Genomic DNA, 19,181 nt, shown 5'->3' on the forward strand with positions numbered 1-19,181 from the left:
TTGCAGACATACTGATCTTCACCGCCCGAACGGACCGTAGAGAACGAGTGAAGCGCGTGACACTCATGCCCCCGCCCGCCAACGCCGACGCGGCCGCCCGGCGCGCCGACGTCGCGGACCGCGCCGACGCCCTCGCGGCGGCGCCCCTGCTCAACTGCCTGCTGCGGGAGGTGGCCGAGCCGATCACCGGGACCGGGGAACCGTACACGCACCGCCTGCCCAGCGGCAGACTGCTGCGGGTACGCGGCGCGCGCCGCCCGGCCGCGCCCGAAGTGCGGGTGGGTGACCGCTGGGTTCCCTTGGGCCACGCCGAACTGGTCAAACTCGTCGCCGACGAACTGCGCCGCCACACCGGCCGGGACAACCACGAACTGCCCGCCGAGATGGTCGACAGCCGGGACGCGGTCGCCGCGCTGCTCGCCGCGCGGGCCACGGCGACCCCGCCCGCCGACCCGTACGTGCGCTCCGAACAGTCCCTGGTCACCGGACACCCGCACCACCCGGCGCCCAAGGCGCGCGGCGGCGGACCGGTCGCCGCCTGGCTGCCGTACGCGCCCGAGGCGTACGCCCGCTTCCCGCTGGTCCTGCTCGGCCTGCGTGAGGACGCGGTGGTCGAGGAGGGTGACACCGGCGCCCTGGACACCCTCGGCGAGGCCCCGCCCGGCTACCGGCTGCTGCCCGCCCACCCCTGGCAGCTCGACCTGCTCGACCTCCGACCGGCCTTCGCCGACGGCCGGCTGATCCACCTGGGCACAACGGGCTTCGACACCTGGCCCACGGCCGCGATCCGCACCGTCTACGCGCCCGACCGGGACCTGTTCCTGAAGTTCAGCCTGGACGTGCGCATCACCAACGACATCCGCCGCCTGTGGCGCCATGACCTGCTGAAGCTGCGCCGCACCGACGAGGCGGTGTGCCGCGCCTTCGCCACGGGCCCTGGCGCCTGGCTCAGCGACCGCGGCTACCGCACCGCCGACTTCGCCTTCGAGGAACTGGCGGTCCTGGTCCGCGACGGCCTCCACGACCGCGTCCACCCCGGCGCGACCCCGCTGCTCGCGGCCGCCCTGGCGGAGGGCTTCCCGGGCAGCCCCCTGGACAGCGCCGAAGCCCCGGAGGCGTGGTGGGAGGCCTACCTGGCGGCGGTGGTCCCACCCGTCCTCACCGCCTTCGCCGACCACGGCGTGGTCCTCGAAGCCCATGCCCAGAACACCCTCGTCGCCTTCGACGCCTCCGGCCTCCCCGCCCAGGCCCTGTTCCGCGACGCCGAGGGCGTGAAGCTCCTCACCGACGTGGACCGCGCGGCGGGCTGGGAGCGCCTGGTCTACTGCCTCCTGGTCAACCACCTGTGGGAGGTGGGCGCCGCCCTGTCCGAACGCCACGCCGGGCTGAACCCCTGGCCGGCCGTGCGCCGGTCCCTCGCCGCCCACGACCTCCCCGAGATTCCCGCCCTCCTCACCACCCCCACCCTCCCCGGCAAGACCAACCTCCTCCTGCGCTGGACCGAGGCGGACGGGGCGTCCGCCCGCTATAAGCAACTGCCCAACCCGCTGTGCTGATCTAGGCTGACCGTGTGCTGCGCCAAGTCAACGCCGTCCGATACGTCACCCCCCTGAGGTCGGGCGGCTCCGTGCCCGGTGTCGTCGAGGCCGACGACCTGGGGACCTACGTCGTGAAGTTCACGGGCTCGGCGCAGGGGCGCAAGGCGCTGGTGGCCGAGGTGATCGTGGGGGAGCTGGCGCGGGCGCTCGGGCTGCGCTTCCCCGAGCTGGTGCTCGTGGACTTCGACCCGGCGATCGCGGACGGCGAGCCGCACCAGGAGGTGCGGGAGCTGCACAGTGCCAGCGCGGGGATCAACCTCGGCATGGACTACCTGCCGGGCGCGAAGGACTTCACGCCGGAGATCGCCCGGCACTTCACCGTCGACCCGCTGGAGGCGGGGCGGATCGTGTGGCTGGACGCCCTCACCGTCAACGTCGACCGCACGGTGCACAGCTCCAACCTGATGGTCTGGCCGACGTTCGGCACCGCGCCCCCGCGCCTGTGGCTGATCGACCACGGCGCGGCCCTCGTCTTCCACCACCGCTGGGACACCTCCGACCCCGCGAAGGCGTACGACTTCCGCCACCACGCCCTCGGCCACTCCGCCCCCGACACCCGGGCCGCCGACGCCGAACTGGCGCCGAGGGTCACCGAGGAGCTGCTGCGGGAGATCACCGCCGAGGTGCCGGACGCCTGGCTGCTGGACGAGCCCGGCTTCGCCACCGCCGAGCAGGCCCGCGAGGCGTACGTGGGTTATCTGCACGCGCGCGTGCGGGCCTCGGCGTCCTGGCTGCCCACCGACTTCCCCACCCGGGAGGAGATCGCCGCCGAGGACGCCCGTCGCGCGGCACGCACACAGCAGGGCCGCCCGGACTGGCTCAAGCGGGTCCCCGACCTGCACGGCAAGCCGGCGGCGGAACAGGATTGGTCGGTGCACCTGGGATGAGTCATGTGGTCCGGATCGAGTACTGCACCCAGTGCCGGTGGCTGCCCCGCGCGGCCTGGCTGGCGCAGGAGCTGCTCACCACCTTCGAGACGGAACTGTCCGAGCTGGCCCTGAAGCCCGGCACCGGGGGCGTCTTCGTCGTCAGCGTCGACGACGAGGTGGTCTGGGACCGCCGCGAGCAGGGCTTCCCGGAGCCGACGGCGGTCAAGCAGGCCGTACGCGACCGAGTGGCCCCGGGGAAGTCCCTGGGCCACTCGGAAAAGTCCGCCACCTGACGGTGCGGGGCGTCAGCCCTTGAGCTGTTCGTACGCGGGCAGGGTCAGGAAGTCCGCGTAGTCCTCGTCCAGCGCCACCTCCAGCAGCAGGTCGTGCGCCTGCTGCCAGTGGCCGGCCGCGAAGGCCTCCTCGCCGAGTTCGGCCCGGAGGTTCGCCAGCTCCTCGGCGGCGACCTTGCGGGCCAGCTCGGGAGTCGCCTTCTCGCCGTTCTCGAACTCCACGCCCGCGTTGATCCACTGCCAGATCTGGGAGCGGGAGATCTCGGCGGTGGCCGCGTCCTCCATCAGGTTGAAGATGGCGACCGCGCCCAGCCCGCGCAGCCACGCCTCGATGTAACGGATGCCCACCTGCACGGCGTTGACCAGACCCGGGTACGTGGGCTTGGCGTGGAGCGAGTCGATGGCGATGAGGTCCGCGGCCTCGACGTGGACGTCCTCGCGCAGCCGGTCCTTCTGGTTCGGCCTGTCCCCGAGCACCTTGTCGAAGGACTCCATGGCGATCGGCACCAGGTCCGGGTGGGCGACCCAGGAGCCGTCGAAACCGTCGCTCGCCTCGCGGTCCTTGTCGGCCTTCACCTTCTCGAAGGCGACCTTGTTGACCTCCTCGTCCCTGCGGGACGGGATGAACGCGGCCATGCCGCCGATGGCGTGCGCGCCGCGCTTGTGGCAGGTGCGGACAAGGAGTTCGGTGTACGCGCGCATGAACGGGGCGGTCATGGTGACCGCGTTGCGGTCCGGGAGCACGAACTTCGGCCCGCCGTCACGGAAGTTCTTGACGATGGAGAACAGGTAGTCCCAGCGTCCCGCGTTCAATCCGGAGGCGTGGTCGCGCAGTTCGTAGAGGATCTCCTCCATCTCGTACGCGGCCGTGATGGTCTCGATCAGCACGGTGGCGCGGACGGTGCCCTGCGGGATGCCGACGTAGTCCTGCGCGAAGACGAACACCTCGTTCCAGAGGCGGGCCTCCAGGTGCGACTCGGTCTTCGGGAGGTAGAAGTACGGGCCCTTGCCGAGGTCCAGCAGGCGCTGGGCGTTGTGGAAGAAGTACAGGCCGAAGTCGACGAAGGCGCCGGGCACGGGCGTGCCGTCGACCTGGAGGTGGCGTTCGTTCAGGTGCCAGCCGCGCGGGCGCATGACGACCGTGGCCAGCTCCTCCGGGACCTTCAGAGCGTAGGACTTGCCGGACTTCGGATCGGTGAAGTCGATCTTCCGGGTGTAGGCGTCGCTCAGATTGAGCTGGCCGAGGACGACGTTCTCCCAGGTCGGCGCGGAGGCGTCCTCGAAGTCCGCGAGCCAGACCTTCGCGCCCGAGTTGAGGGCGTTGATGGTCATCTTGCGGTCGGTGGGGCCGGTGATCTCGACCCGGCGGTCCAGCAGGGCGGGCGGGCACTCGGCGACGCGCCAGGAGTCGTCCGCGCGGATCGCGGCCGTCTCGGGGAGGAAGTCGAGGGTGGAGGTGCGGGCGATCTCGGCGCGGCGCTCGGCCCGGCGGGCGAGGAGTTCGTCACGGCGGGGCGTGAACCGACGGTGCAGCTCGGCCACGAAGGCGAGGGCCGCGTCGGTGAGGACCTCCTCCTGCCGGGGCAGGGGCTCGGCGTCGACGATGGCCAGCGGGGACGGCGCTGGTGCGGACATGAGCTGTCACTTCCTTCAGCGGTGGCACCGGGTGCCAGCGGCACGCAGGGGTCGAGGAGCGCCCTCTGTGCGGTCGGGTGCTTCTGAGCAGTGGATAGTAGTTTCCTTATCGTGGAACTTCAATGGTTTGTTGATGTCGAGATTCTCCGGGTCGAGGCAAGGTGTCGCTCAGTGCCACCCCGCTCACTCAAGGTGGACCAGGTCCGCCTCGGTGTCGATGTCGTACGGCCGGGCCACGTCCCCGCACTCCACGAGCCGCACCCGCGCCCCACGCTCCTTCAGGTACCCACGTGCCCCTTGATCCCCGGTCGCGGCCTCGGCGATCCCCGCCCAGTGCGCGGCCCCGAACAAGACCGGATGCCCCCGTACGCCGTCGTAGGCGGCCGACACCAGCGCCGACTCCCCGTCGTAGGCGCCCAGCACCCGTGCCACCGCCTCCGGCCCGATCCCGGGCTGGTCGACCAGCGAGACCAGCGCGGCCCGCGCCCCGGTCCCGGCGAGGGAGTCCAGCCCTGCCCGCAGTGAGGTCCCCATCCCCTCCTCCCAGTCCGGGTTGTCCACCAGTACGCAGTCGTCGAGCCGCGCCCGCTCCCGTACGGCGGCGGCGCTCGCCCCCAGCACCACATGGATGCGCGTACAGCCCGCCGCGCGCAGTACTCCGACCGCGTGTTCGACGAGCGGACGTCCGCGATGTTCGAGCAGGGCCTTGGGGCGTCCGCCCAGGCGCCGGCCCCCGCCCGCGGCCAGGATCAGCCCGGCGACCTGCTGTTCGTTGTCCGTCATGTCTCCTGCATACCGGTACACCGCGAGGACGGCCCGGTTTCCGAGGGCTGAATTTCGGTCCGCGCGGTGGCGCGCCGCGCGGCGGTGGCGTTTACTGACCCGCGTCCCACGGGCGCCCGGTGGTGCCCAGGGGGCGCTCGGGCGGGCCACTACGTGGACGCCCACAACGGCGTGCGCGGGGGGAGAGCGGTGTTGCGGAGCTTGGGGCAGAGGCCGGTGACCGGCAGCGGTGAGGATCCGAGAGTGGCGGAACTGCGGACCGCGGTGTCCCGGCTGCGCCGCCAACTCGCCGCGCTCCCGGCCGAGTTCCCGGACAAGGCCATCGCGGAGGACGAACTCGCCAGCCTGGCCGCGATGACGGTCACCGGGGCGCCCGAAATCCCGCGCTTACAACGCTCGTTACTGCTGATCGCCGGCGCGATCGGCTCGGTGAGCGCTCTGTCCCGGGGGCTGAGCGACGTACGCAGCGCGGTGGAGCTGTTCGGGGAGCAGCGCGGTCAGGGGAATCCGCCGCGGTAGCCGTGGTCCGCGGCGCGGTGCTCGAACTCGTCGCACAGGTGGGTCTCCTGGACGAACCCGCTGCGCAGGGGCCAGTACGTGAAGATGCCGTGCGGCCCGTGCTTGTCGTCGCACCGCCGGTAGAGGTCCTTCACCTCGCGGAAGCAGGCCAGCCCCGCCATCATGCCGTTGCCTGCCGGGTGGTAGTCGGACCAGGCGCACGAGACGCACGCCTTGAGGCGGGTGCCGTCCGGCAGCGCGGTCGCGATCTCGCGCAGCGCGGTCTCGAAGTCGGGGTGGGTGGCGCTCGGTTCGCGGCCGTCCAGGCGCAGGGTGAGGGTCAGGTGCTCCGACTCCTCGGGATACCAGAGGTTCAGGGCGCAGTGCAGGGACGCCATGCGCTCGCCCCGCCCGGCGACGTCCACGGGCAGGGGCAGCTCCCACTCCAGCAGGCACGACCACAGGTCCCCGTCGCGCAGGTCGAACATCGGCTCGGGCGGCTCCCCGCCCACCGCGCCGAGCCCGTCCATGGCGTCGCCCTCGAAGCGGACGCCCCTGATCGTCGTACGGATCAGTTCACGGCCGTCCGACTCGAAGACGATCTCCTGCGAGCCGTGCCGGTCGGTGTACCGGCCGGGCCAGCGCGATAAGCCGGTCATGAGGGGTTCTGGGCGGTCGTCAGGGCCTCGGAGAGTTCCTGGGCGATCTGCTGGAGGACCGGGACGATCCGCTCGGTGGCCTCCTCGGTCACGCGCCCGGCGGGGCCGGAGATGGAGATGGCGGCGGCGGTGGGGGAGTCCGGCACCGAGACCGCGAGGCAGCGGACCCCGATCTCCTGCTCGTTGTCGTCGACGGCGTACCCGAGGCGCCGTACGTCCTCCAGGGCCGCCAGGAAGCCCTCCGCGGTGGTGATCGTCTTCTCCGTCGCGGCCGGCATGCCCGTACGGGAGAGCAGGGCGCGCACCTCGGCGTCCGGCGTGTTCGCCAGCAGGGCCTTGCCGACGCCGGTGGAGTGCGGCAGGACGCGCCGGCCCACCTCGGTGAACATGCGCATCGAGTGCTTGGAGGGCACCTGGGCGACGTAGACGATCTCGTCGCCGTCCAGCAGGGCCATGTTCGCCGTCTCGCCGGTCTCCTCGACCAGGCGGGCGAGGTAGGGGCGCGCCCAGGTGCCGAGCAGCCGGGAGGCGGACTCGCCGAGCCGGATCAGGCGCGGGCCCAGCGCATAGCGCCGGTTGGGCTGCTGACGGACGTACCCGCAGGCCACCAGGGTGCGCATCAGCCGGTGGATGGTCGGCAGCGGCAGCCCGCTGCTCGCGGACAGCTCGCTCAGACCCACCTCGCCGCCGGCGTCCGCCATCCGCTCCAGCAGGTCGAAGGCGCGCTCAAGGGACTGGACGCCACCGCTGGCGGACTTGGCGGAGTCGGTGGTGCTGGCGCTGGACGTCGGCACGGCGCGTTCCTTTCGGGACTGGCGGGAAGGGCAGCAGCCTACCCGGCAGGCAGTTGACTCCTCGCTTGTGCATAGCTACGTTCTGCGTACTGGAATTCTATTTCCGCTTTGTGGAAACGTCCAGAGTGGCGGTGTAGAAGGCGCTGAGCAGCAGTGTGCCCTTGACGACGCCGGGGCGGGAGTGAAGACTCCTTCAACAGAACGTTGAATTCCGTGCTGGGAGAGGCGCGGAGAGAGGGGTTCGGGTGGCCGACGTAGAACTGGTGCTGCGCTCGACGCGCGTCGTCACCCCGGAGGGGACCCGGCCCGCAGCGGTCGCCGTCACCGCCGGGAGGATCACCGCCGTACTGCCCTACGACGGACCCGTGGCCGCCGGCCGGACAGAGGACCTCGGCGACGACGTCCTGCTGCCCGGACTGGTCGACACCCACGTCCACGTCAACGACCCCGGCCGCACCGAGTGGGAGGGCTTCTGGACCGCCACCCGCGCCGCGGCGGCCGGCGGTATCACCACGCTCGTCGACATGCCGCTGAACTCCCTCCCGCCGACCACCACGGTCGAGCACCTGCGGATCAAGCAGCGGGTGGCCGCCGACAAGGCGCACATCGACGTCGGCTTCTGGGGCGGCGCGCTGCCCGACAACGTCAAGGACCTGCGCCCGCTGCACGAGGCCGGGGTGTTCGGCTTCAAGGCGTTCCTCTCCCCGTCCGGCGTGGACGAGTTCCCGCACCTCGACCAGGAGCAACTCGCCCGCTCGCTCGCCGAGATCGCCGCCTTCGACGGCCTGCTGATCGTGCACGCCGAGGACCCGCGCCACCTTCAGGCGGCACCCCAGCAGGGCGGACCCAAGTACGCCGACTTCCTCGCCTCGCGCCCGCGCGACGCGGAGGACACCGCGATCGCCCAACTCATCGCGCAGGCCAAGCGGTTGGACGCGCGCGTGCACGTACTGCACCTGTCCTCCTCCGACGCGCTCCCGCTGATCGCGGCGGCCAAGGCGGACGGAGTGCGCGTGACGGTCGAGACCTGCCCGCACTACCTCACCCTCACGGCCGAGGAAGTCCCCGACGGGGCCAGCGAGTTCAAGTGCTGCCCGCCGATCCGCGAGTCCGCCAACCAGGACCTGCTCTGGCAGGCCCTCGCCGACGGCACGATCGACTGCGTGGTCACCGACCACTCCCCGTCCACGGCCGACCTGAAGACCGACGACTTCGCCACCGCCTGGGGCGGCATCTCCGGCCTCCAGCTCAGCCTCTCCGCGGTCTGGACCGAGGCCCGCAGGCGCGGCCACACCCTGGAGGACGTGGTGCGCTGGATGTCCTCCCGCACCGCCGAGCTGGTCGGCCTCGCCGACCGCAAGGGCGCCATCGAGGCGGGCCGGGACGCCGACTTCACGGTCCTCGCGCCCGACGAGACGTTCACCGTGGACCCGGCGGCCCTCCAGCACCGCAACCGTGTGACGGCGTACGCGGGCAGGACCCTGTACGGCGTGGTCCGGTCGACCTGGCTGAGGGGCGAACGCGTGGTGGCGGACGGGGAGTTCACGAAGCCGAGGGGGGCGCTACTGGCCCGACCGCAGTGAGCGCGTCTTCTTCCACCCCCGCCCAGACCACCGAAAGGCATGAGCAGTGACGGCGATTGTGAGTTTCACCGGCGACGCGAACCCGTACGGGGGCGGTGACCCCTACGCGGACTACCGCACCGCCGAGTTCCCCTTCACCCAGTACGCCAACCTCGCCGACCGGCAGCTGGGGGCCGGAGTCATCGCCGCCAACGACGAGTTCTTCGCCCAGCGCGAGAACCTGCTCGTGCCGGAGCGGGCCGAATTCGACCCCGAGCACTTCGGGCACAAGGGCAAGATCATGGACGGCTGGGAGACGCGGCGCCGGCGCGGCGCCTCCGCCGACCACCCGTGGCCGACGGCCGAGGACCACGACTGGGCGCTGGTACGCCTCGGCGCGCCGGGCGTCGTCCGCGGCATCGTCGTCGACACCGCGCACTTCCGGGGCAACTACCCGCAGGCGGTGTCGGTCGAGGGCACCTCGGTGGCGGGGTCGCCGTCGCCGGAGGAGCTGCTGTCGGACGACGTGAAGTGGACGACGCTCGTACCCCGGACGCCGGTCGGCGGCCACGCGGCGAACGGCTTCGCGGTCGCCGTCGAACAGCGCTTCACACATCTGCGCGTCAACCAGCACCCCGACGGGGGCATCGCGCGCCTGCGCGTCTACGGCGAGGTGGTGCCGGATCCGGCGTGGCTCTCCGCGCTCGGCACCTTCGACGTGGTCGCCCTGGAGAACGGCGGCAGCGTCCTGGACGCCTCCAACCTGTTCTACTCCCCGGCGACCAACACCATCCAGCCCGGGCGGTCCCGCAAGATGGACGACGGCTGGGAGACGCGGCGGCGCCGTGACCGGGGGAACGACTGGATCGAGTATCGGCTGGTGTCCCAGGCCCAGATCCGCGCGATCGAGATCGACACGGCGTATCTGAAGGGGAACAGCGCCGGGTGGGCGTCGGTGTCGGTGAAGGACGGCGAGTCGTCGGACTGGCGCGAGGTGCTGGGCCGCACGCGCCTCCAGCCCGACACGAACCACCGCTTCCTGCTGCCGACACCGGCGGTGGGCACGCATGCCCGGGTGGACATCTACCCCGACGGCGGCATCTCCCGGCTGCGCCTCTTCGGCTCCCTGACGGAAGAGGGGGAGCGGGCGCTGGGGGCGCGGTACCAGGAACTGGGCGGCTGACCTCGCGCCGGGAGGTTTCCTCGCCCCCGCCGCCCCTACCCGTCCCGCCCCCAGGGGCTTCGCCCCTTTGACCCCGAGGGGTTGTTCGTCGGGTGCGGGTGGGTGGGGGCTGGGCGCGCAGTTCCCCGCGCCCCTGGCTCTGTTCAGCCCGTCCGGCGTTTGAGGACGAGGCCCGTTCAGGGCCGATCGGGGGTCTGGGGGCAGAGCCCCCGGGGTCGGGAATGGGCAGGGGCGGCGGGGGCGGGAAAGCCGCCGCTCAGGGACGGGCCTCGTCGAAGTCGAGGCCGCTCACCTCGTCCACGTACCAGTCGCCCTCGTCCACGCTCTCCTCCACATCGTCCAGGTCGTCCAGAGTCGCGACCTCGTCGCCCCCGAACCAGCGCCGAAACACCCCCCGGGCCCGGTACAGCGGCGTGAGCCGGCCCTCCGACAGGACCTGGAGGCTGGCCGCCGAGCCGCCCGCCCACTGCAGACCACCGGACGCGGTGAGCAGATCGAGACCGGTGACCGCCGCCGCATCGCCCGCGGCCCGCAGCGCCATACGGTCGTTGCGCTTGCTGGACATGACGATCGTGGTGCGCTCGGCATGCGTGACCTCGGTGATCACGACCTGCCCGTGCGGCCAGTCCCCCTTGCTTCGCCGCTCCAGCATCAGCTGTTCGACGTCCTCGATTCCGTCGATCTCCTCGGTCCGGCAGCCCACCGCGCGGAACAGCACCGATTCCGCCTTGCCGAACTCCAGGACGAGCGATCCCGCGGCGTTGACCAGCGCGGCCCCGGCGCCGAGGGACGAGTTGTGGTGGACGCGCACCGTTCCTTTGGAGTCACCGTGGTAGACCGTGGTGTTCCGCGGGGCCGACCGTCGCTTCACCGTCATGCCGAACAGTGATTCGAGCGTTCCCTTGCGTTCGAAGTGTCCCTTTCGCAGGACACCCACATCGCCGAGTTTCCGTACGGCCGACGGTGGCCATGTCGGTTCCATCGCCAAGTCGTCGCGGACGTGCTCGATGTACTTCCGGTACCGGCTGTTCGACATCGCGATCCCCCCATGCGGTTCCCCGCTGCACTGCCGCCCCTGCGAAACGGATGCCCTAACGTAGGTGAATTGACTCCCTGTCAGTGGCTGTTATTCGAAAGCGGCTTGAAGGGGGCAGGACCTGCGCGAAAAGGAACATCCTTGGGCATGAAGCAATCCGCAGTGCTCACCATTCGTCACTTCCATCTCGCCCCCTCGAACGGCCGTCCGGATTCCTGGATCTGGTCGCTGACGCCGCCGGAAGGACGGGGCGCGGAATTCCAGGACGTACGCGTGGCCGATCCGCGCGATCTGGAGGCGCTGTACGAACTGCCGGCGCGCATAGCCGAGTTACGCCGGGCCGGTGCCCGCAACGCTGTCCTGGAGAAGGCGGTGGAGGCCTGCGCCGGCTGGATCACCCGCACGGGACTCGGTGGGATGGCCGAGCGCATCGAGGCGCTGGCGCCCGTGGTGGTGGAGTTCCGACTGCCCCCGGAAGTGGCCGACCTGGAGGTGCTTCCCTGGGAGTTGGCGCTGGTCCGGGGTGTCCCCCTGGCCCGGCGCGGAGTCGTCTTCGTCCGCGGAGTCCGCCGGCCGGACTCCGGGCCTGTCGCCCAACCGTCCCAACCGTCCCAACCGCCCGGATCGCTGCCGCCGCACTTGCGCATGCTCGCCCTGTTCAGCATGCCGAGCACCAGCAGGCCGGTTGACCTGGGTGCGCACCGGACCCTCCTGCGCGCCGAGTTGCTCGACCTGACCGCCGGCGCGGGTGAGGACGCCGTCCCGTTGGAACTGCGGACGAGGCAGTTCGGGGTCAGCCGCGAGACCCTGAAGGGCATGCTGCGCGAGCCGGGCGGCTGGGACGTCGTCCATGTCGTGGCGCACGGCCGGCCGGGCGGCCTCACCCTCGAACGCGCGGACGGCACGGCCGACAAGGTCGGCGCGCGCGACCTCCTGCGCCTGCTGGATCCGGCACGGGACCGCACCCGACTGGTGTTCCTCTCCGCCTGTTGGTCGGGGAGCCGGGCGACCGAGGAGGACAACGGCGACGGACCGTCCGGCGACACCGCCGCTCTCGGCTCCCTCGCCGGCTCGGTCGCGGAACATCTCGGCTGCGCCGTCGTCGCCATGAGGTTCCCGGTGAGCAACGACTTCGCCCGCGCCCTCGCCGTACGCGTGTACCGGCACCTGCTGTGCGAGGGTCATGAACTGCCGCAGGCCCTGCACAATGCCGTGGCCGACTCGGTCACCGACATCGCGGCCGCCGAGGGCGGCACGCCCCTGTTCACCGCGGCGACCCCCGTGCTCTTCGGCGCCGCCGCCCGGACCCTGCGGTTGCCCGGTCGCCCGATGACGCGGGGCCCCCTGCGCGGGGTTCCCGTGCCCGCTGTCGGAGGACTACCCGAGCGCCCGCGTTCCTTCGTCGGGCGGCAGCGGGAGATGACCGGGGCGAGCGCCGCGCTCGCGCCGGAGAGCGGACTGCGCGGCGCGGTGATCCACGGAGTCGAGGGCATGGGGGCGACCACGTGCGCGTCCCTGCTCGCGCACGATCACCGCGAGGCCTTCGACATCGTGCTGTGGCATCCGAGGCCGGTCCGGAACGGGGCGGACGCGCAGCACGGGGCGGGCTCCTTCGACGACTTGTTGAGGAATGTGATCGTTCAGATCCCCGGCATCGGTGTGCCGTCCGGGCAGTCCCCGCTGTCGCAATGGAGGGAATTGGTCGACAAATCTCTTAGGTGTCATCTCCGCCTCCTCCTCGTGCTGGACGCCGTCGACCGCGCGATTGACCTGGACCCCCGTTTTGTCGACCTGATCGAGCAATTCACCGGGGTGGGTGGGACGAGCAGAATTCTGCTCACCTCACGGTCGGAGCTGCCGGGCGTCGCCCCCGAGCTGCCCCGCACGGAACTGCCCGCGCTGGACGTCCGTGAGGTGCGGCAGATCGTCCCTGCCCTGCCCCGTCTCGGGGTGCTCGCGCGGGAACGGCGCAACGGAGTGCTGCTGGAGAAGGCGCTGCGCGGTACGCGCGGTCGACCCGGACTGCTGATGGACGCGGAGGGTCATGCCGCGACGGTCCGGGAGTTGGAGAACTGGATCCGCAGGCATTGATATGCGGATTCGCATTCCCATTCGATTGGAGGGGCTCTGTGACCGCCTCCAAAACTGCCCTCGTCAAGGGTCAAGGAAATTCTCGGCCGAAACACGACACGAGAGGCGGCATACGTCTACTCTGCTCTGCACTGGCATATGCGTGGGGTTCTTGGGGGGACTGAGAACGTGTCGGGGGAATTCAACGCCTTACTGGAGGTTGTGAACTTCCACAAGGGCGAGAGCGGTCCGAGCTGGCTGTGGCGGATCAGTGATGGGGAAGAGACGGGGGAGATCGGTGAGTTTCCGGTCGACCTGAGGGCCGGAACGAGCGCGGAGAACCGCACCAACTACGGTTTCCTGCTGGATCCGTACGCCTTCTTACGGCGTGCCCGGCTGGACGAGGCCGGGGAGGCCAACCAACTGCACCTGCTGGGGCAGTGGCTGCGCACCTCGGTGCTCACCCAGGGGGTCTGGGACAGACTGCCCCTGGACCGGCCGTCGACCGTGCTGCTCCGGCTGGATCCGGACGGCCCGGAACGCGAAGTGCTCGGCTACCCGCTCCTCCTCGCGACGGACGACACCCGGGCCGCCCTGGCGGACCGCAAGCTCACCTTCGTCCACGACGTGACGGCGGGACGCCGCACCCGGAGCAGCCGGGCTCGGCGGGCGGGGCCCGAACTCCCGCTCCATCTCGTGGGCTTCTTCAACCGCACCAAGACGGGTGAGCCCCTGGACCTGCACGCCGAGCAGTCGCAGGTGTTCGGCAAGGTGCGGGCCATCGCCGCCAACGGGGCCGGCCTGGACATCACGACGCACACACGCTCGTACCACGTGACGCACGATCAGCTCAAGCAGCAGATGCGGAACAACAAGCGCGACAACCGGCAGGACCCGGGGGACTGGCAGATGATCCTTCATCTGGCCGACCGGGGCGCTCCGGGTGGCTGGTCGGCGGCCTCCGAAGCGGGGGACCCCGCCGCCAAGTCACCCCTGACCGCCGCGGAACTTGAGACCATGCTGAAGAGCGGCGACAACGACCTGCGTCTGCGGTTCGCCGTCATCAGCACCAGACCGGCCAGCAGCCCGTCCATCGCGGACCAGTTGGAGATGTTCCGCATCTCCTCCCGCCTCGCGCCAAAACCCCCGACGCCGGACCGGCCCGAACCGGCCGACGGCACCCTGGCCGTGGAACTGGCCCGGACGACCGGCTGCCCCGTACTCGCCTTCCGGCACCGGATCGGCGACCGGGCCGCGGTCGCCTTCCTCACCAAGGTGTACGAGTACCTGCTCGATTCCGGCATGTCCCTGCCCCGGGCGGTCGGCGAGGCACTCGTGGAGTGCGGCCCGGCGCTGACCGCACTCGACCGCGCGGCGCCCGTGATCCACGGCGCCGACGCCTGCGGCCTGGTCGTGCTCCCCCCGACGCTTCTCATGGGCGTCCCACCGACGCGGGAACACCCGCCACCCAGCCTCATCGGGCATCACGACCCGATGTGGAAGGCCAGCGCGATCTTCGCCCGGATCGCCGGCGGCGCGGCCAACGGCGCCGTCCTGCACGGCATGACGGGCGTCGGCAAGGAATCCTGCGCCGACGAACTGATCAGCCAGTACGCGGTCCACGGCTACCGGCATGTCCTGCGGTACCCGCCCAAGGGCAGACCGGCGGAGCGCACCCCGTGGGACGCGCTGCGCGGCTTCGTCGCCCTTCTGCTGGAGCATCCGGCGATTCAGCAGGCGTTCGAGAAGCGTGGGCTGACAGAAGTGCCCACGGGTGAGCGACTGGACGAACTGCTGGCCGGCGACACCGACTTCGAGCGGCTGTGCCGCGACATCGAGGAGTGCCTGACCGGCAGCAATTCCGAGTACTCCCTGGTCTTCCTCCGGGATGTGGGACACCTGATCGCGAACCTGCCGCGTGACCGGCGGACACCGACCGCCGGCGCCCACGGCGCGACGACGTCCGGTCCCTGGCTCCATCCGCGCTGGGAGCAGTTGATCGACGCGATGACGCGCATCCCGGCGCGCGGCTTCCGGCTGCTGATCACCAGTCCGCTGCCGCTCGACCTCGACCAGAGCCTGATGCCGGACATACCGGTTCCCCTCCTGTCCCCCGCCGAGGCGTTCCTGCACGCACAGAGCCTTCCGCACCTCGGGAGCATCATCACCGCCGCGGCCGGAGACATGACCGGGGAGGACCGGAGCAGGCTGGTCCACCACGTGCTCGCGCGGGCCGAGGGGCATCCCGGTCTGCTGCGCTTCGCCGACCAGGTGGCGGCGCAGCCCGACGGAATGACACGGCTGCGCTATCTGGCGACCGTGGGCCTCGACCAGTTGGTCAAGGACCCCGCGGAACCCGTGCCCGAGGCCTGGCAGTCGATCGAGGAGTGGACGCGGAAGGCACTGGCCTGCATCTCCCGTGAAGAACCACAGCACCTGCTGCTCCTCGCACTGTCCCTGCTCGATCCGCGGCACCGGGTCCTTCATCCGGACGACGACTCGGCGCCGGGCCTGCTCGCGAAGGTCTGGGCGCGGCTGCGTATCCGCTGCGAGCGCTACTGCGACTGGACGGCCCCGCACCCGGCGGACGGCGAGGGCAAGGTGTCGTCGACGCGCGGGGAGGAGGACGAGATCCGCGGCCTGCTGCAGCCGTTGGCCGACCTCTGCCTGATCGAACTGCCCGCGAACGGCAAGCACGTGCGGATCCGGATGCATCCCGCGGTCGCCGAGGCGGTACGACGCGACCACGGCACCTGGCTCGACGAGGACGGCTCGCTCACCGCCGAGGTGCAGGAGACGGCGCTGCGCCACACCGCCGACCGCGTGAAGACGGCCCTACGGCACCGGACGCACGGCAGAACGGCGGACGCGCTGCGGCTCATACCCGAGGCGATGCCCTATCTGGAGCTCGCCGGCGACTGGGAGACATGGCTCCACTTCGTCGCCGTACGGATGACCGGGCAGCGCAACGGTCGTGGCGGCCTCGACGACATGCTGCGCAGACTGGAGCGGGTCGCGGACGCCATAAGAGACAAGGACTCCGACCAGTTCAAGATGGCCCAACGCCTGAGCGGCGTGTTCAAGGACATCGGCGAGAACCGGGAACCGGGCCTGTCCGCACTCCTCGGGCAGGGCCCGGGCGATCCCGTCGTGGACGACTCGCCGCTGGCCATGGCCATGAGCGCCGGAATCCTCAGCGGACTGAGGGACACCGGCAGACTGCAACGGGCCCGCGAGGTGGCCGAGGACTACCTGCGGTACTGCGGCACGGACGGCAGACCCACGCTCGTGGCCGGCGCGGTGGAAGTGGAACTGCTGCGCCTGATGGTCGACGAGGGAAAGCTCACCGACGCACTCGCCGCCCTGGAGAACGCCTTCGAGACCTTCGCCGACGTCCGCTTCCGCGGCACGGCGCACGCCCTCCGGGCCGACGGGGAGATCCTGCGCCGCAAGCTGTTCACCATACGGCGCGACACCCACGCCCTGCTCGCCGAGGCCGCGCCGGAGGACTCCGCCGCCCGGGCCGAGTACCTGGAGCTGGCCCGTGCCGACCACGAACGGCTGGCGCGGCACCGGCGCCAGGAGGGGGCGGACCCGATCGAGGACCATCTGCACAGGGTGGAGGCCTGCTTGCTCGGGCTCGACCCCCGGCTGGGCGCGGACGACTGGCACGAGCTGAAGAAGTACGACGACGAACTGGTCGGCTCCCTCAGGGCGGTCGAGCTCTCCAAGGACGTCATCGTGCAGGCCATGACCGCCGCGGCCCGCGCCCGCATCAAGCGCAGGCAGGGCACCCGACCGGGAGCGGCGAGCGGCAGCCTGTCGGAACACAACGCCATGAGGACGGCGCGGGACTACGAACTCACGGCTCTGAGACTGCTCTACGCCCAGGGCACGCCGATGGACATCGGTGCCTGTCACCGGCGTATCGGCGACGACCAACTCCACTGCAGACACCAGGGCCTGCGGCAGAGCACGCACGCCCACCATCTGTACGCCGCCCTGCTCGGCAGACTCACCGGAGCGCACCTCCTGGCGGCGCGCGACGCGAACCTCGAACCGTGGCAGCGGGAGCCGGGCGTGCGCCCGGCGAGCGTGGACGAGATGTGCCGATACCTCCAGGACGACCTCTGGGGGAAGGACCGGGAGCCGGCGCACGGAACGCAGTACCCGCGCGGGCTGCTGCGCAGATTCATGGCCGACGACGAAGAACTGGAAAGGATCTTCGAGGATCTCTTGGGGGGATGAGCAGTCCCCGTCGACAGAGTGCACGAAGTATGGGGGGTGGGTGAATGACACAGGTCGTCCACCTGAGGATCAAGGCCGCCGAGGCGTCGTCGCGGACGGACTACACCGTCGAGACGGCGCTGATCGGGGAGAGCGGTGTGGAGCGCAGGCCGCCGGAGACTCTGGAGCTGCCGCGGGCCCTGACCGATCCCGACGGTCCTCAGGCCCTGTGGGAGCGGGTGCGGGAGCTGGTCGCGGACGAACCGGGCCTGTGGGTGCTGCGGCTGCACGGACCGGAGCTGCGCCGGTTGAACTGGGAGGGGATGGCGGAGAACACGGCGCCCGGGAAGGACGGAGCGGCGCCCAGGGTATTGCGCACCGCTGTGGGCCCCCGCGCGTTCCAGCCGGGCGAGCAGCCCTCGTTCGGGGATCTCCCGGTGCGGGTATTGGTGGTGGGGGTGAATTCGCACCTGGAACCCCACACGGTGGACGACCCTCCGTGGCACGAGGACGTGGCCGTGTACGACGCGGTCTACAGGCCCGACGAACAGAACGCGGTGTCCGCGGACGCGCAACGGTGGGAGGTCGAAGTGCTCCCCATGCCCGTGAGCCACCATGTGCTCGCCGAGACGGTGAAGGCCAGTAAGCCCCACGTGCTCCACCTGGCGGGGGACTCCGCTCGCGCGCTCTTCGAGGAGGGGGTGCCCGACGTCAACCTCGCATCCGTCCGGCTGGTCGTCTCCAGCAGCGGGATGGACCGGGCCGAGGCACACGAGCTGCTGGAGCCCTTTGCACAAGCGGACGCGGTGAAGCCGGTCCGCGCGGTGGTGTCCCTGACGCCCGGACCGAAACCGGACACCGACCACGCTCTGTGCACGTCGCTGGCCGAGTTCTACCGCTCGCTGATCGCCGGCGAGGGGCTCGACGAGGCCGCCCGGTCCGCCAGGGAGGCCGACCCGTCGGCTTCCGTGACCGTCACGGTCAACTGCTGCCCGGACGCGGTGCTGCCGCGGTCCTCGGCGTCGTCCCGGTCATCGGCCTCCGACGTCTACCAACCCCTGGAGCGGGCCACCGACCGTGTCGGGCAGCGCAGAACGGCGCTGGAGCAGCTGGAGTCCGGCGCCGCCGTCAGACCGCTGATCGTGGTGTCCGGCGGTGAACCGGACGACAGGATCGGCAGCACGTGGTTCCTGCTGTCGACGTTACGCGTGTGGGAGGAGAGGCCGGGGGCCCGCGCCCTCTATCTGGACTTCGGCCGTCTCGGCCGTACCAAACCGCCCAGGTCGGCGGACGACATGCCGCAGGCCGACGACACCGTGCTGGAGACCGTCGCGTTGATCGCCGACAGCGTACGCGCGCACAGCGATCGTCACGGAGGCTGGGGACTGGACGACGACCTCGTCGCCGTGGACCGGCTGGTGCAGCGCCACCGTGACGACGTCGCCCGCGACGGCGGTATTCGCACAGGGGTCAGCCCGATTCGCGACAGACTGGTGCGGGCCGCGGTGGAACTGCTCGTCAGGGCCGCGCCGCCCGACACCCACCTCGTACTCGCTCTCGACCACTTCCTGGACAGCGGCAAAGTGCCGTACCGGGACGCCCGCAGCCTGGTGAGTGACGTCTTCAAGCCCGCACTGCACGGACCCGGGGCCATCACCGTCATGGCGACCGCCAAGCGCCCGCGGCACGACCAGACCGAGGATCTGCTGCTCGCGTTCGCGGCGGAGCCCCATGAGATCACGCTTCAGCGATGGTCGCCGCACCACGGCTGGCCGCTCCTGCGGGAATTGGGCACACGAATGGGTTACAAGTGGCACGACAAGCCGGGGTGGCGAGCGCTGGTGCGAGAGAAACTCCACACGGTTGAGGAAGACTTCGGCCCACAGCTTCTGCAAGAGGTGTGCGACATCGCGCTCACCAGGCTCGGCTGAGCCGAAGGACAAAGGGGGGAGGACGAATGGAACGGACCGGACG

General features: G+C 70.9%; 14 protein-coding genes. 9 read left to right on the forward strand and 5 right to left on the reverse strand.

What is annotated here, in order from left to right; translation table 11 throughout:
* Positions 1-65: 65 nt before the first annotated feature.
* Genes ACZ7L7_RS00525 through ACZ7L7_RS00535 form a run of 3 tightly spaced genes read left to right on the forward strand, consistent with a single transcriptional unit; the run spans position 66 to position 2,760 of the window.
* Positions 66-1,556, forward strand: a complete 1,491-nt coding sequence (locus tag ACZ7L7_RS00525) for an IucA/IucC family protein (RefSeq protein WP_472074553.1) — start codon at positions 66-68, stop codon at positions 1,554-1,556.
* 14 nt (positions 1,557-1,570) lie between these two features.
* The gene (locus ACZ7L7_RS00530; RefSeq protein WP_285512951.1) at positions 1,571-2,485 is read left to right on the forward strand and encodes a HipA family kinase; all 915 of its coding nucleotides are present in this window, start codon (positions 1,571-1,573) and stop codon (positions 2,483-2,485) included.
* Positions 2,482-2,760 (forward strand): Rdx family protein, encoded by a 279-nt coding sequence (locus ACZ7L7_RS00535; RefSeq protein WP_093718642.1) that lies wholly within the window; start codon positions 2,482-2,484, stop codon positions 2,758-2,760. Before ACZ7L7_RS00530 ends, ACZ7L7_RS00535 begins: the two co-directional genes overlap by 4 nt.
* 12 nt (positions 2,761-2,772) lie before the next feature.
* Here ACZ7L7_RS00535 and aceB read toward each other — a convergent pair whose 3' ends face one another.
* Both aceB and ACZ7L7_RS00545 read right to left on the reverse strand, forming a co-directional pair.
* Complete coding sequence (gene aceB, locus ACZ7L7_RS00540) at positions 2,773-4,395, reverse strand: malate synthase A (protein WP_472074287.1); 1,623 nt, start codon at positions 4,393-4,395, stop codon at positions 2,773-2,775.
* A gap of 183 nt (positions 4,396-4,578) precedes the next feature.
* The gene (locus ACZ7L7_RS00545; RefSeq protein WP_285512949.1) at positions 4,579-5,178 is read right to left on the reverse strand and encodes a nucleotidyltransferase family protein; all 600 of its coding nucleotides are present in this window, start codon (positions 5,176-5,178) and stop codon (positions 4,579-4,581) included.
* A gap of 216 nt (positions 5,179-5,394) precedes the next feature.
* Between ACZ7L7_RS00545 and ACZ7L7_RS00550 the strand changes: the two genes are divergently transcribed.
* The gene (locus ACZ7L7_RS00550; protein WP_453603561.1) at positions 5,395-5,697 is read left to right on the forward strand and encodes a DUF5955 family protein; all 303 of its coding nucleotides are present in this window, start codon (positions 5,395-5,397) and stop codon (positions 5,695-5,697) included.
* Here the strand turns inward: ACZ7L7_RS00550 and ACZ7L7_RS00555 are convergent.
* Together ACZ7L7_RS00555 and ACZ7L7_RS00560 are read right to left on the reverse strand one after the other, a co-directional pair.
* Entirely contained in the window at positions 5,676-6,335 is a 660-nt protein-coding gene (locus ACZ7L7_RS00555) for a DUF6304 family protein (RefSeq protein WP_472074288.1), read from the reverse strand. The two genes, ACZ7L7_RS00550 and ACZ7L7_RS00555, sit on opposite strands and share 22 nt — an antisense overlap.
* Positions 6,332-7,129, reverse strand: a complete 798-nt coding sequence (locus ACZ7L7_RS00560; protein WP_285512946.1) for an IclR family transcriptional regulator — start codon at positions 7,127-7,129, stop codon at positions 6,332-6,334. Before ACZ7L7_RS00560 ends, ACZ7L7_RS00555 begins: the two co-directional genes overlap by 4 nt.
* Before the next feature lie 245 nt (positions 7,130-7,374).
* Here ACZ7L7_RS00560 and allB point away from each other — a divergent pair, with 245 nt between their 5' ends.
* Both allB and alc read left to right on the forward strand, forming a co-directional pair.
* Complete coding sequence (gene allB / locus ACZ7L7_RS00565) at positions 7,375-8,712, forward strand: allantoinase AllB (RefSeq protein ID WP_453603556.1); 1,338 nt, start codon at positions 7,375-7,377, stop codon at positions 8,710-8,712.
* A 46-nt stretch (positions 8,713-8,758) separates the two neighbouring features.
* Positions 8,759-9,874, forward strand: a complete 1,116-nt coding sequence (gene alc, locus ACZ7L7_RS00570) for an allantoicase (RefSeq protein WP_453603555.1) — start codon at positions 8,759-8,761, stop codon at positions 9,872-9,874.
* Positions 9,875-10,130: 256 nt separating this feature from the next.
* On the opposite strand, the gene ACZ7L7_RS00575 is transcribed toward alc, so the two are convergent.
* A complete protein-coding gene (locus ACZ7L7_RS00575; RefSeq protein ID WP_453603553.1) occupies positions 10,131-10,910 on the reverse strand; it encodes a hypothetical protein in 780 nt (259 codons plus the stop codon).
* Between the two features lie 147 nt (positions 10,911-11,057).
* On the opposite strand from ACZ7L7_RS00575, the gene ACZ7L7_RS00580 reads away from it, so the two are divergent.
* The 3 genes from ACZ7L7_RS00580 (at position 11,058) to ACZ7L7_RS00590 (ending at position 19,138) form a co-directional block, all read left to right on the forward strand.
* Positions 11,058-13,001 carry a CHAT domain-containing protein gene (locus ACZ7L7_RS00580; protein ID WP_472074289.1) on the forward strand — a complete coding sequence of 648 codons (1,944 nt, stop codon included), beginning with the start codon at positions 11,058-11,060 and terminating at the stop codon, positions 12,999-13,001.
* Positions 13,002-13,202: 201 nt separating this feature from the next.
* The gene (locus ACZ7L7_RS00585; RefSeq protein ID WP_471592873.1) at positions 13,203-17,228 is read left to right on the forward strand and encodes a hypothetical protein; all 4,026 of its coding nucleotides are present in this window, start codon (positions 13,203-13,205) and stop codon (positions 17,226-17,228) included.
* Positions 17,229-17,272: 44 nt separating this feature from the next.
* Positions 17,273-19,138, forward strand: a complete 1,866-nt coding sequence (locus ACZ7L7_RS00590; protein ID WP_471592874.1) for a CHAT domain-containing protein — start codon at positions 17,273-17,275, stop codon at positions 19,136-19,138.
* Positions 19,139-19,181 lie beyond the last annotated feature (43 nt).

The sequence above is a fragment of the Streptomyces sp. NPDC110618 genome, from assembly GCF_055657065.1.

Bases quoted from the DNA above. Each gene is read 5' to 3' on its own strand.
- ACZ7L7_RS00525 (WP_472074553.1), top strand. From the start codon at position 66: ATGCCCCCGCCCGCCAACGCCGACGCGGCCGCCCGGCGCGCCGACGTC.
- ACZ7L7_RS00535 (WP_093718642.1), top strand. From the start codon at position 2,482: ATGAGTCATGTGGTCCGGATCGAGTACTGCACCCAGTGCCGGTGGCTG.
- aceB (WP_472074287.1), bottom strand. From the start codon at position 4,395: ATGTCCGCACCAGCGCCGTCCCCGCTGGCCATCGTCGACGCCGAGCCC.
- ACZ7L7_RS00545 (WP_285512949.1), bottom strand. From the start codon at position 5,178: ATGACGGACAACGAACAGCAGGTCGCCGGGCTGATCCTGGCCGCGGGC.
- ACZ7L7_RS00555 (WP_472074288.1), bottom strand. From the start codon at position 6,335: ATGACCGGCTTATCGCGCTGGCCCGGCCGGTACACCGACCGGCACGGC.
- ACZ7L7_RS00575 (WP_453603553.1), bottom strand. From the start codon at position 10,910: ATGTCGAACAGCCGGTACCGGAAGTACATCGAGCACGTCCGCGACGAC.
- ACZ7L7_RS00580 (WP_472074289.1), top strand. From the start codon at position 11,058: ATGAAGCAATCCGCAGTGCTCACCATTCGTCACTTCCATCTCGCCCCC.
- ACZ7L7_RS00590 (WP_471592874.1), top strand. From the start codon at position 17,273: ATGACACAGGTCGTCCACCTGAGGATCAAGGCCGCCGAGGCGTCGTCG.